Source organism: Streptomyces sp. NPDC058231 (genome assembly GCF_042882275.1).
Taxonomy (GTDB): Bacteria; Actinomycetota; Actinomycetes; order Streptomycetales; family Streptomycetaceae; genus Streptomyces.
Genome location: NZ_JBHVWN010000024.1, coordinates 72643 through 84602 on the forward strand (window position 1 = coordinate 72643; position 11960 = coordinate 84602).

Sequence of the window (11960 nt, forward strand, 5' to 3'; positions counted from 1 at the left end):
CGTGCCGGGTCTCCCGGGCCTCCGGGATCGGGAATGATCTTCTGCGCGGCAGGAGTGCTCCGCGTTCCGTCCGCGGTGCGCCCCTCCCGAGCAGGAGACCCCCACCGGCCGCATGCGCGGTGGCACGCAGTGGTCCCCGGACCGCCCCGACCGGGCGGGCCCGCGCCCCCTTCCGCGGACCCGCCCCCGGTGCAACCGTCCGCCCGGTGCGCGCATCTTCCACTGTTGAAGATCGAACGGAATCCGGGGATCGGGGAGACGATGAACAGGCCGCTGCGGCACATAGCCATCTTCTGCGGGCTACTGGTGATGGCCCTGCTGCTGCGGACGAACTGGCTCCAGTACTTCCAGCGGGAGTCCCTGGCCACCGATGAGCACAACCGCCGGGTGAAGATCGCCCAGTTCGCCACCCCGCGCGGGGACATCATCGTCGGCGGCAAGGCGATCACCGGCTCCAAGGCGGTCGACGGCACGGACTTCAAGTACCAGCGGACCTTCAAGCAGGGTGCGATGTACGCCCCCGTCACCGGCTACGCCTCCCAGGCGCAGGGCATGTCCCTCCTGGAGAAGACGTACGACACCATCCTCAGCGGCCAGGACGACCGGTTCGCGTTCCGGCACGCCAAGGACATCCTCACCGGCGAGCAGCGCCGCGGCGGTGACGTGATCACCACGATCGACCCCAAGGCGCAGGAAGCCGGGTACAAGGGGCTGACCGACCTCAAGGCCCGTGGCGCGGTCGTCGCCCTCGACCCTCGCACGGGCAAGGTCCTGGCCCTCGTCTCCACGCCCTCCTACGACCCGTCCGTCTTCGCGGGGAACTCGTTCAAGGAGGGTGACCGGTTCCAGGCGCTCGTCGACGACAAGAACAAGCCCCTGGCCAACCGCCCGCTGCGCGAGACCTTCCCGCCCGGCTCCACCTTCAAGATCCTCACAGCTGCCGCGGCCCTGGAGAGCGGTGTGGTCACCGATGTCGACGCGCCGTCCGGCGCCGTCTCGCCGTACCCGCTGCCGCTCTCCTCGAACAAGATCAGCAGCGAGGCCGGCGACGCGGTCTGCGACAAGGCGTCGATGAAGACCGCCATGCAGTACTCGTGCAACAACGTCTTCCTCGACGCGGCGTCCAAGGTCGGTGCCGACAGGATGCGCGCGACGGCGGAGAAGTTCGGCTTCAACGCCGATGTCTACTCGGACGAGTTCGGCGACATGCTCGCCACCAGGAGCCTCTACCCGGCGGGCCTCGACAGGCCGGGCACGGCTCTGACCGGCATGGGCCAGGGAAGCCTCACCAGCACACCGATGCAGATGGCCATGGTGACTGCCGCCATCGCCAACGACGGCAAGCTGATGCAGCCGTACATCGTCGAGGAGCTGCGCGGCCCCGACCTGTCGACGCTGGAGAAGCACGAGCCCAAGCTCAAGAGCCGGGCCGTCTCCGAGGGAACGGCGAAGAAGGTCCAGGAAATGATGGAGTTCACCGCCAAGGAGGGCAGCGCGCAGCGGGCCCTGATCGACGGCGTGACGGTCGGCGGCAAGACCGGCACCGCGCAGCGCGGCGTGAACGTGAACGAAGAGGTGCCGTACGGCTGGTTCGTCTCGTACGGCAAGAAGGCCGACGGGCAGTCGGTCGCGGTCGCCGTCTTCATCGACCCGACGGACATGGACATCTCCCGCTCGGACATCTCGGGCGGGCGCCTCGGCGCGCCCATCGCGAAGAACGTGATGCGGGCGGTGCTGGGGGAGTAGGCGCCGCTCCGCACAGCCGTACCGGTGGACCAGGGGCGTGGGTCGGCAACGAGTGAGCGGCCAGGTGGAGGAGATCGAGCGGCAGCGCAGCCGGACTGCGCCCGACACGTCGGCTGTGCGCCCGGTGGCGGCCGAGCTCTCCCGGGCGTCTGCGCGCTCACCACGGCACGGGCGTTCCGTCCCAGGAGAAGAACGCGCCGGTGGGGCCCTCGTCCGGCAGGAGGGCCAGTCGGACGGCTCCCCGGGCGGCGCCGGCCGGGTCCCCGCCCGCGGTGGCCGCCAGGGGGTTGAGGGAGGTGGCTCGCAGGCCAGGGGCGAGCGCGTTGACCTTGAAGCCCTCCTCGGCCAGCGTCTGGGCGTAGAAGACGGTCAAGGCGTTGAGGGCGGCCTTCGACGAGCGATAGGCGGCAGCGCCCCCGTTCCCGGGGGTGAACTGAGGGTTGGGGTTCGTGCTCCAGGTCACCGATCCGGTGCCACTGGAGATGTTGACGACGCGGGGGCGGGGCGATCGGCGCAGGGCAGGCAGGAAGGCATTGGTGACCTCGACGACCGCGAACACGTTGGTCTCGTACGTGCGCCGGAACTCCTCGACACCGGATTCGGTCGGCGGGGTGAGCGAGACCGAGATGCCCGCGTTGTTGACCAGGACGTCGAGGCGGTCCACCTGCGCCGCGGCCCTGTTGATGCTGTGGGTGTCCGTGACGTCGAGGACCAGCAGGCGGGCGTCGCCGCCGATCTCCTCGACGGCCTGCTGCCCTCGCCCGACGTCGCGGGAACCCACGTACACGGTGAAGCCCTCTGCGGCGAGTCGGCCGGCGATGTGCTTGCCAATACCTTTGTTGGCACCGGTGACCAGTGCTGTGCGATCGTTCATGACGCCTACGGTTCCCCGGCCGTGACCGTTCTGCCAGGGACAACCTGTACCAGGCGGCTGGAGGAGGCACCATGGCGCGGGAGGAGCTGGCCCGCTTCCTGCGGGAACGCCGTGCGGGGCTGCGCCCGCACGAGATGAGCCTGCCGACGAGCACCCCTCGCCGCACACCGGGCCTGCGACGCGAAGAGGTGGCAGAGCTGGCCCACATGTCGGTCGACTACTACACACGACTCGAGCAGGCCCGCGGGCCCCGGCCGTCGCCCCGGATCCTGGACGCGCTGGCCCAGGCCCTGCGGCTCGCCCCGGCCGAACGCAGCCACCTGTTCCACCTGGCCGGATCATCCGCGCCGCCCGGCGCCGACGCCATGCAGCGGGTGCGCCCGCAGGTGGCCCGGATGCTGCGGCGACTGCCGGAGACCGGTGCGATCGTCACCGACGCGGCCTATGGCGTCGTCGCCTGGAACCCCCTCGCGCAGGCTCTGCTGGGCGATGACATCGGACGCGGGACGACGAACCTGGCCCGGCGCCGCTTCCTCGGCCAGGGGCGCATGTACGAGAGCTCCGGCGCGGAGGAGTTCGGGCACATCGTGGTGGCGCGGCTGCGCCGGGCCGCAACCCGATACCCGCACGACGCGCAGCTCGCCGGTCTGCTGACCGGACTGCGCTCCGGCAGCGAGGAGTTCCGGAGGATCTGGGAGACCCGCCCGGTCCACGCCCCCGGGCACCGCACCAAGACCCTCGACCATCCGTCGGCGGGCAGACTGCGGTTGAACTGCGACGTACTGCTCGTCCCGGAGGACGACCAGGAAGTCGTCCTGATGACGGCCGATCCCGGATCGCCCGCCGCGCGGACGCTGCGCAGGCTCGCCGCACGGGTGGCCGGAAGCAGTGGGTGGCCTGACGCGTAGCCGATCTCGATACCGGGCCACGCCCCTGGGGAGCCGGGGATAAATCCGCCTGCCACCACCACCCGAGTCGCATATCGTCGGCATGATTTCCTGGCGGAGGCCTCGGCCCGGCCGGGACGACGCCCACGACCTGGAGGATGACTGTGCGCTACCGCGAGCTGGGACGCAGCGGACTGTCCGTGTCAGAGATCGGCTACGGCGCCTGGGGTATCGGTGAGTCCAGCTGGGTCGGTGCCACGGAGGACGAATCCGTACGCGCCCTGAACCGCGCCATCGACCTCGGCGTGAACTTCATCGACACCGCCCGCGGCTACGGCGAGAGCGAGCGGATCGTCGGCCGGGTGGTCCGCGAACGGGCGGGCGACGAGGTGCTCGTGGCGACCAAGGTGCCGCCGAAGAACCGCGTGTGGCCCGCGCCCGCCGGTCTTGACCCGGCCGAGACGTTCCCGGGCGAGCACATCCGCGCAAGCCTGGAGACCAGCCTGGGCGCCGCCGGCCTGGACCACTTCGACGTACTGCAGTTCCACGTCTGGAACGACGACTGGATCGGACGCGGCGACTGGCTGGAGACGATCGCCGAACTGAAGCAGGAGGGGAAGATCCGCCTGTTCGGTGTCTCCGTCAACGACCACCGGCCCGACACCGCGCTCGCGCTCGTCCGCAGCGGCGCCGTGGACAGCGTGCAGGTCATCTACAACGTCTTCGACCAGTCCCCCGCCGACGAGCTGCTGCCGGCCTGTGAGGAGCACGGCGTCGGTGTCGTCGTGCGGGTGGCGCTGGACGAGGGCGGCCTCACCGGGCGGATCACCGCCGGCACGACCTTCCCCGAGGGCGACTTCCGCAACCGCTACTTCCGCGACGACCGCCCGGCGCAGGTCGAGCAGCGGGTGGCCGCGATCGTCGCCGACCTCGGCATCGCTCCCGACGAGATCGCCGAGAACGCACTGCGCTTCGTGCTCAGTTCGCCGGCCGTCTCCACCGTCATCCCCGGGATGCGCACCGTACGCAACGTCGAGCGCAACACGGCCCTGAGCGACGGACGTCCGCTCACCGCCGACCAGCTCGCCGTGCTGGCCAAGCACCGGTGGCAGCGCAACTACTACTCCTGATCCGCGGGCGTCGTGCGGGTCGTCGCCCTCACACGGTGAGCGGGTGGTCGTCGTCGCTCCGGCAGTCGCGGCAGCGGCCGGGACGGGGGGAGCGGAAGGCGCGCTCGCAGCCGTCGCAGGTCTGGAAGGGCGTCACCCGGCACACGGGTGTGCGGGGCGGGGCGAGAGGGAGAGGCGAGGGGAGGAGCGCGACGAGGCGGTGTCCGAGGAACTTCGCCGGGTGCTTGAGGGACACGGGCAGGTCGGCGGTGAGGGCGCGGCGGACGGTCTCCGGCGCGACCTCGCGTTCGAGCCAGGCGGCAACGGCGGGGGCGAGGCGGTCGACATCACGCTCGGAGAGGATCAGTTGCGGGTCGTCCCGGCGCAGACCGGCGAGGAGAGCGGCGGCGGTGCGGTGCACCTCGGCGCCGGGGGCGTGGGGCACGGGGAGCCGCATGGGCGCGGTGGGCGGCGGTACGGGTGCCGGGTGCGACGCCGGTGCCCCGTCGGAGCGCGGGGGCGGTAGCGGCTGCGACACGGGGGTGTGCGGCTCGGCGGGTTCGGCCGCCCCGCACGTCGCCGGCAGGGGAAGAGGCCGGTCCGGGCGCGGTTCCGGTCGGGGGCGAGGCACCCGTGCCGGGGGAGTGCGGGGGCCCGGGCCCGGCTGGTTGTACGAGCAGGTGCGGGTGACGACGCGGCCGTCGGGGAGCCGTTCCCGGGAGCGCCGGAGATAGCCGTGGGCTTCCAGCTCGCGCAGGGCTGCGGCGATGCGGGCCTCGCTCTCCGGGAAGCGCTCGGCGAGGACCTTGATGCCGATCTTCGCTCCGGAGGGCAGCGACTGGATGTGGAGGCCGAGCCCGATCGCGAGCAGGGAGAGTTCGCGGTGCTGGGCGAGGTGGTTCCCCACGACGGTGAAGCGGCTGGTGTGCCGGGAGTTGATGTGCACGACTCCGGAGGGCGACGCGGCGCTCACGGGTACGCGGGACGGGGCGTGCGTGGGCACGCTAACCTGCTGGGTATCCATCGGGAAGCCTCTTACTTCCTCGGTGGTCAGGCCCTCGATCGGGATGCCAGTCCCGGCCGGGGGCCGACGCATGTCTGCGGTTGTCGCGGCGAGCATATGCCAGCCAACCGGTGCGAAAGCCAGCTCAGTTGGCAAACCTCACCCGTGTGAGTGACGGGCCGGTCGGGGTTGGGTCGGGTGGGTTTTCTCCCCGGATCCTTGAAAGCTTTTTACGTCGCGAGCCGCCGCGACGCGGCCGATCAGGTCGCGGCCGGCCGGATCGCGGTCCACCAGGTCGCGGCTGCCGCGACCCGGTGGGTCTCGGGTGGTTCAGCCCCGCTCGTACCCGACGAAGGCGGACCAGGTGGTGGGGCGATGTCGAGGTGGGGGCCCTGGATGATCTCGGAGCTGGGCCCAGCCGGCCACGGCCCCTTGAAGATCGGCCGATGTGGCCGAGGTGCTCGCCTTGCAGCGGGGGAGCCGTCCGTGCAGACCTCGGAGGCGGCGGGGCGTCGGCGAAGGGGTGGGTGTCGCCGTTCTCGGCAGCATCTCCCTGCACACAAAAGACAGTGAGGCACTGCGAGAGCGGTGATTCTTGCGGGTGACGGATGCGGTCGGCCTTGACCGGAGTGCGCTCTCGGCCCAGCAGATCGACGTTTATCGCTGTTCGGTCAGAGCCGCCTGAGCCGCCTCGATCTCCTTCTCCGCCCACTCGCTCCACTCCGCCTGCATCTGCGTGAACCGCTTGCCCCACTCCAGGGTCAGGCGGCCGTACACGGACAAGGCGCTGTCGTCCCAGTCCGTGGTCTTCCCCATGGACTCGAACTCGGCATGGCGTTCACGGGCGAACTCTGTCCGCCTGTGCAGGAATTCACGGGCCTCGTCCCACTCGACCGCGCCGAGAAGGAAAACTCTCAGCAGGATGTCGTTGCGCCGGTAGCCGCTCGGGTCCACCTCCAGGAGCCAGTGGCGCAGCTCGGTGCGGCCCGGTTCGGTGATCTCGTACGTCTTGCGGCCACGGGGGCCCTCGGCCGCGACCCGGGTCAGGCCTGCGGCGTCGAGCTTGGTCAGCTCCGTATAGATCTGGCTCTGCGTGGCGGGCCAGACGTTCGAGAGCGTCGTACGGAACGTGCCCAGCAGGTCGTATCCGCTGGCAGGGCCGTCCGCGAGCAAGCCGAGGAGTGCGTGTCGAAGACTCATGGGTATTACTTTAGCTCCAACATTCCACTGTTGACATGTCATGGACTGACCTTCTACATTCGACATGTCAGTTCAGGGATGCCGATTTCTCGGAGTCCTGACCCGCCCAGCACCCATCCCGCAAGCAACAGGGAGACCCTCATGGCGTACCTGCGCAGCTTCCTCCCGTGGATTGCCGTCAGCGTGCTCGTCGGCACCATCGACATCCGTTACGCCCTGCTGGTAGGGCTGGTGCTCGCGCTCGCTCTGGCCGTGGGGCAGCGTCGCGCCGGCCGCGACTGGTCTGCGCTCGTCATCGAAGTCAGCGCGGCCCTGTTCTTCGCGGCGTGCACCGCCGCGGCGTTCGCCTCACCGGACTCGGACCTCGTGAAGAACTACTCGTCGGCCGGTTCCTCCCTGTGGCTGGCGCTGGTGGCCTGGGGGTCGCTCGCTCTCGGCAAGCCGTTCACACTGGGGATCGCGCGGACCACGGTCGCGGCCGAGCACTGGCAGAGCCCGCTGTTCCGGCGCGTGAACACGGTGATCACCGCAGTCTGGGCCGGCGCCTTCACCGTTGGCGGCGCCGGGTCGGTGTGGCTCCACCACACGCAGCCGGACAACAGCGGTGCCCGCACGGTGCTGACCGTCGCCTGCATAGTCGTGCCGATCCTGTTCACCGTGCGCTACCCGGCGCTCGCCCGCGCACGGTTTCTCGCCGCCCCGCGGGAAGAGACGTCCAAGTGACATGCCGGGCACGGGCCCACGGCTCTGACGGTGCAGTTGCTGCACGCGTCCCCGACCCACAGCCCAAGGTGCTGATCCGTCCCGGATGACCGGCGATGCCGTGGTGGCTCAGGCGCCGACAGGTGTCCGGCCGGCCACGGTGTCCGGGGCGCTTCGGTGGAGCTGCTGCCCTCATCGAGGTCAACCGTCACCGGGCCGAACCTGCGAGTGCTGCATATCGTCAACGGCCGAGGCGGCAACTCCATCGGGATCATCGATCTTTCTGATCCTTCGGGCGGCAATGTCACGCTCGCACAAGGACCCCTCGCGCCGCCCCCGAGCTGTCCCCGGAAACGCCTGGGCCCCCCTCCGCCCAGTGGAGTCACCGGCCACCGGCTATCGGTCCGCTCGTATGCTCGGTTCATGACCGATCCTCAGCGCGGACGCCCGACCACCAACTCGATGCGGCGTGCCCTCAAACGGGCCCGTGACGGAGTCGCCCTCGATGTGGCCGAGGCCGCCGTCCTGCTCCAGGCGCGCGGTGACGATCTGACGGACCTTGCCGCCTCCGCCGCCCGGGTCCGGGACGCGGGCCTCGAAGCCGCGGGCCGGCCCGGTGTCATCACGTACTCCCGCAAGGTCTTCATCCCGCTGACCCGGCTCTGCCGCGACAGGTGCCACTACTGCACCTTCGTCACCGTGCCCGGCAAGCTCCGCAAGGCCGGACACGGGATGTTCCTCTCGCCCGACGAGGTGCTGGACATCGCCCGCGAGGGCGCGGCCATGGGGTGCAAGGAAGCGCTGTTCACGCTCGGCGACCGCCCCGAGGACCGCTGGCCCGAGGCGCGGGAGTGGCTGGAGGCCGAAGGCTACGACGACACCCTCGCGTACGTACGGGCCATGGCGATCCGGGTGCTCGAAGAGACGGGTCTGCTGCCCCACCTCAATCCCGGTGTGCTGACCTGGACCGATCTGCAGCGGCTCAAGCCCGTCGCCCCGTCCATGGGCATGATGCTGGAGACGACGGCGACCCGCCTGTGGTCCGAGCCCGGCGGCCCGCACCACGGATCCCCGGACAAGGAGCCGGCCGTGCGGCTGCGGGTGCTGGAGGACGCGGGCCGGTCCAACGTCCCGTTCACCACCGGCATCCTGATCGGGATCGGCGAATCGTACGAGGAGCGCGCCGACTCCCTCTTCGAGCTGCGCAGGACCGCCCGCGCGTACCACGGCATCCAGGAAGTCATCGTCCAGAACTTCCGTGCCAAGCCCGACACGGCGATGCGCGGAATGCCCGACGCCGAACTGGAGGAACTGGCCGCGGCCATCGCCGTGGCCCGCCACATCCTCGGCCCGTCCGCCCGCATCCAGGCCCCGCCGAACCTCGTCGACGCCGAATACGCCCTGTTCATCGGCGCCGGGATCGACGACTGGGGCGGCGTGTCCCCGCTGACTCCCGACCACGTCAATCCCGAACGCCCCTGGCCGCACATCGACGAACTCGCCGCGAAGACGGCCGAGTCGGGGTTCGCTCTGCGGGAACGGCTCACCATCTACCCCGAGTTCATCCAGCGCGGTGAGCCATGGCTCGACCCGCGCCTGCTCCCGCACGTCCGGGCGCTCGCCGACCCGGAGACAGGACTGGCGAGGGAAGGGGTGACCCCTGCCGGGCTGCCCTGGCAGGAGCCCGACGAGGGGTTCAACGCCTCCGGCCGCACCGACCTGCACCGCACCATCGACACCGAGGGACGCACCGGCGACCGCCGCGACGACTTCGACGAGGTGTACGGGGACTGGGAGGCGCTCCGCGAGGCCGCCGCCCCCGGCATGGTTCCGTCCCGCATCGACACGGACGTGAAGGCGGCGCTGAGCCGGGCCGCCGACGACCCGACGAAGCTCACCGACGACCAGGCCCTCGCCCTGCTCCACGCGGACGGTCCGGCGCTCGACGAGCTGTGCCGGATCGCGGACACGCTGCGCCGCGACACGGTCGGCGACGACGTCACGTACATCGTCACCAGGAACATCAACTTCACCAACGTCTGCTACACCGGATGCCGGTTCTGTGCCTTCGCGCAGCGACGCACCGACGCCGACGCGTACACCCTCTCCCTCGACCAGGTCGCCGACCGCGCGGCGCAGGCGTGGGACGTCGGGGCGGTCGAGGTCTGCATGCAGGGCGGCATCCACCCGGACCTGCCCGGCACCGCGTACTTCGACATCGCGCGCGCGGTGAAGGAACGCGTACCCGGCATGCATGTGCACGCGTTCTCGCCGATGGAGGTCGTCAACGGCGCCACCCGCACGGGCATGTCCGTCCGCGACTGGCTGACCGCCGCCAAGGAGGCCGGGCTCGACTCGATCCCCGGGACCGCGGCCGAGATCCTCGACGACGAGGTCCGCTGGGTCCTCACCAAGGGCAAACTGCCGACCGCCACCTGGCTGGAGGTCATCAGGACCGCGCACGAGGTCGGGCTGCGTTCCTCGTCGACCATGATGTACGGACACGTCGACCAGCCCCGCCACTGGCTCGGCCACCTCCGTACCCTGGCCGGACTCCAGCAGGAGACGGGCGGATTCACGGAGTTCGTCACACTCCCCTTCATCCACACCAACGCGCCCGTCTACCTGGCCGGCATCGCCCGTCCCGGGCCGACCGACCGCGACAACCGGGCCGTCACCGCCATGGCCAGGCTCCTCCTGCACCCGCACATCACCAATATCCAGACCAGCTGGGTCAAACTCGGCACCGAGGGCGCGGCCGAGATGCTCCGCTCCGGCGCCAACGACCTGGGCGGCACGCTGATGGAGGAGACCATCTCCCGGATGGCGGGCTCCGGTTACGGCTCCTACCGCTCGGTCCGGGACCTGACGGCCATCGCCGAGCTCGCGGGCCGGCCGGCGAAGCCGCGCACCACGCTGTACGGCGAGGTGCCGCAGGAGCGGCAGCTGGCAGCGGCGACGTCCGACGGGCATCTCCCGGAGCTGCTGCCCGTGCTGCCGAGCTGAGCCGAACGCCCGACTGCCCGGACGGGTGCGCCGGCCGGGCAGTCGGGTCATCACAGCAGTCGGGGACCTCGCCCACGAGGCCCCGTTACGGCGGTCGGGCGGCCCCGGAAAACCCCGGAGATTGCCGTTCAAAAGTGACCGCGGGAGCTACTCCGTACATACCGTTCCGGCCCCCGGCCGGCCGTTCCCCGTTCGATTACAGTGCTGCGGAGTCGGGGCTGCGCGGCCGTACGCGTACGGGGAAGGGGCACGGTGAGCACAGGAGCCACAGCCATCTGGGGCCGTGCCGAACAGCAGGACTTCCGCAGCCGGGTGCGCGGTTGTCTGCTGGGCGGTGCCATCGGTGACGCGCTCGGTGCGGCCGCGGCCGGGCTCTCGCTCGAAGAGATCCGCGCCGCGCACGGCGCGGAGGGCGTCACCGACTTCCTGCCCGCGCACGGCAGACGCGGCGCGGTCACCGCCGTCACCCAACTCACCCTTTTCACCGTCGACGGGCTGATCCGCGCCCAAGTCCGGCGGGACACCGGCGCCTGGCACCCGCCCAGCGACGTGCACCGGGCGCATCTGCGCTGGGCCGCCACCCAGCGGGACTGGGGGCCCGACGAGCGGCACCGGGAGAACGGCTGGCTCGCCCAGGAGGAGTGGCTGTACGCCCGCCGCGCCCCCACCAGGGAATGCCTCACCGGCTTCGGCGACACCGTCATGGGCACGCTCGACCACCCCAAGAACCCCGCCGCGCGGGACTCCGCGGCGCTGTGCCGTTCCGCCCCGTTCGGTCTGCTGGTGGGCTGGGAACCGCAGCTCGTCCTGCAACTGGCCGTCGAATGCGCCGCGCAGACCCACGGCCACCCCACCGCACTGCTCTCCGCGGGCGCCCTCGCCGTCATCGTGCACGGTCTGGCGCGGGGCGAGACGCTGGACGGATCCGTGCAGCACGCCCTCTCGTTGCTGGCCGAACGCCCGGGCCACGAACAGGTCACCGACGCCCTGCGGCAGGCTCTCGGCTCCGTACGCCAGGGCATCCCCGGCCCGGCACTCATCGAGGCGCTGGGCGACACGGACTCCGCCGAGGAGGTCCTGGCCGTCGCGGTCTACTGCGCGCTGGTCGGTGAGGACGTCCGGCACGGGCTCCGGCTCGCGGTCAATCACGGCGGCCCGTCCGCGGCCGCCGGGGCGCTCTGTGGTGCGCTGTTCGGCGCGCTGCACGGCGAGACCGCCCTGCCGCCGGCCTGGCTCGCCGAACTGGAGGGCCGCTCCACCCTCCTCGAACTCGCCGACGACTTCGCCATGGAGATGACGCAGGGCCCGGCGCTGCACAGCCCGTCATCCGCCGCGCCCGGCTGGCTGGTCCGTTACCCCCGGGGCTGAACGGGGCTGACCCGCCGCGCACACGTGAAAGGCGGGGTACGGACGCCGCCGCGTCCGTACCCCGC

Annotated in this window: 9 protein-coding genes; 6 read left to right on the forward strand and 3 right to left on the reverse strand. The window is 71.0% G+C overall.

Translation table 11 applies throughout. The annotated features are described in order from the left end of the window. The first annotated feature begins 261 nt into the window (after positions 1 to 261). The gene (locus ACFVXE_RS18450; protein ID WP_389672223.1) at positions 262 to 1746 is read left to right on the forward strand and encodes a peptidoglycan D,D-transpeptidase FtsI family protein; all 1485 of its coding nucleotides are present in this window, start codon (positions 262 to 264) and stop codon (positions 1744 to 1746) included. A 157-nt stretch (positions 1747 to 1903) separates the two neighbouring features. Here the strand turns inward: ACFVXE_RS18450 and ACFVXE_RS18455 are convergent, their stop codons facing one another. Continuing rightward, positions 1904 to 2620 carry an SDR family oxidoreductase gene (locus ACFVXE_RS18455; RefSeq protein ID WP_389672197.1) on the reverse strand — a complete coding sequence of 239 codons (717 nt, stop codon included), beginning with the start codon at positions 2618 to 2620 and terminating at the stop codon, positions 1904 to 1906. Positions 2621 to 2691: 71 nt separating this feature from the next. On the opposite strand from ACFVXE_RS18455, the gene ACFVXE_RS18460 reads away from it, so the two are divergent. Then, positions 2692 to 3528, forward strand: coding sequence for a helix-turn-helix transcriptional regulator (locus ACFVXE_RS18460; protein ID WP_389672198.1), 837 nt, complete (start codon positions 2692 to 2694; stop codon positions 3526 to 3528). A 143-nt stretch (positions 3529 to 3671) separates the two neighbouring features. After that, positions 3672 to 4637 carry an aldo/keto reductase gene (locus ACFVXE_RS18465; RefSeq protein WP_389672224.1) on the forward strand — a complete coding sequence of 322 codons (966 nt, stop codon included), beginning with the start codon at positions 3672 to 3674 and terminating at the stop codon, positions 4635 to 4637. Between the two features lie 28 nt (positions 4638 to 4665). Here the strand turns inward: ACFVXE_RS18465 and ACFVXE_RS18470 are convergent, their stop codons facing one another. After that, positions 4666 to 5640, reverse strand: a complete 975-nt coding sequence (locus ACFVXE_RS18470; protein ID WP_389672199.1) for a helix-turn-helix domain-containing protein — start codon at positions 5638 to 5640, stop codon at positions 4666 to 4668. 636 nt (positions 5641 to 6276) lie between these two features. Continuing rightward, a complete protein-coding gene (locus ACFVXE_RS18475) occupies positions 6277 to 6819 on the reverse strand; it encodes a PadR family transcriptional regulator (RefSeq protein ID WP_389672200.1) in 543 nt (180 codons plus the stop codon). A 141-nt stretch (positions 6820 to 6960) separates the two neighbouring features. Here ACFVXE_RS18475 and ACFVXE_RS18480 point away from each other — a divergent pair, with 141 nt between their 5' ends. The 3 genes from ACFVXE_RS18480 (at position 6961) to ACFVXE_RS18490 (ending at position 11895) form a co-directional block, all read left to right on the forward strand. Continuing rightward, positions 6961 to 7542, forward strand: coding sequence for a hypothetical protein (locus tag ACFVXE_RS18480; protein ID WP_389672201.1), 582 nt, complete (start codon positions 6961 to 6963; stop codon positions 7540 to 7542). Between the two features lie 402 nt (positions 7543 to 7944). Further along, positions 7945 to 10527, forward strand: a complete 2583-nt coding sequence (locus ACFVXE_RS18485; protein WP_389672202.1) for a bifunctional FO biosynthesis protein CofGH — start codon at positions 7945 to 7947, stop codon at positions 10525 to 10527. A gap of 252 nt (positions 10528 to 10779) precedes the next feature. After that, positions 10780 to 11895, forward strand: a complete 1116-nt coding sequence (locus ACFVXE_RS18490; protein ID WP_389672203.1) for an ADP-ribosylglycohydrolase family protein — start codon at positions 10780 to 10782, stop codon at positions 11893 to 11895. The last annotated feature ends 65 nt before the right edge of the window (positions 11896 to 11960 follow it).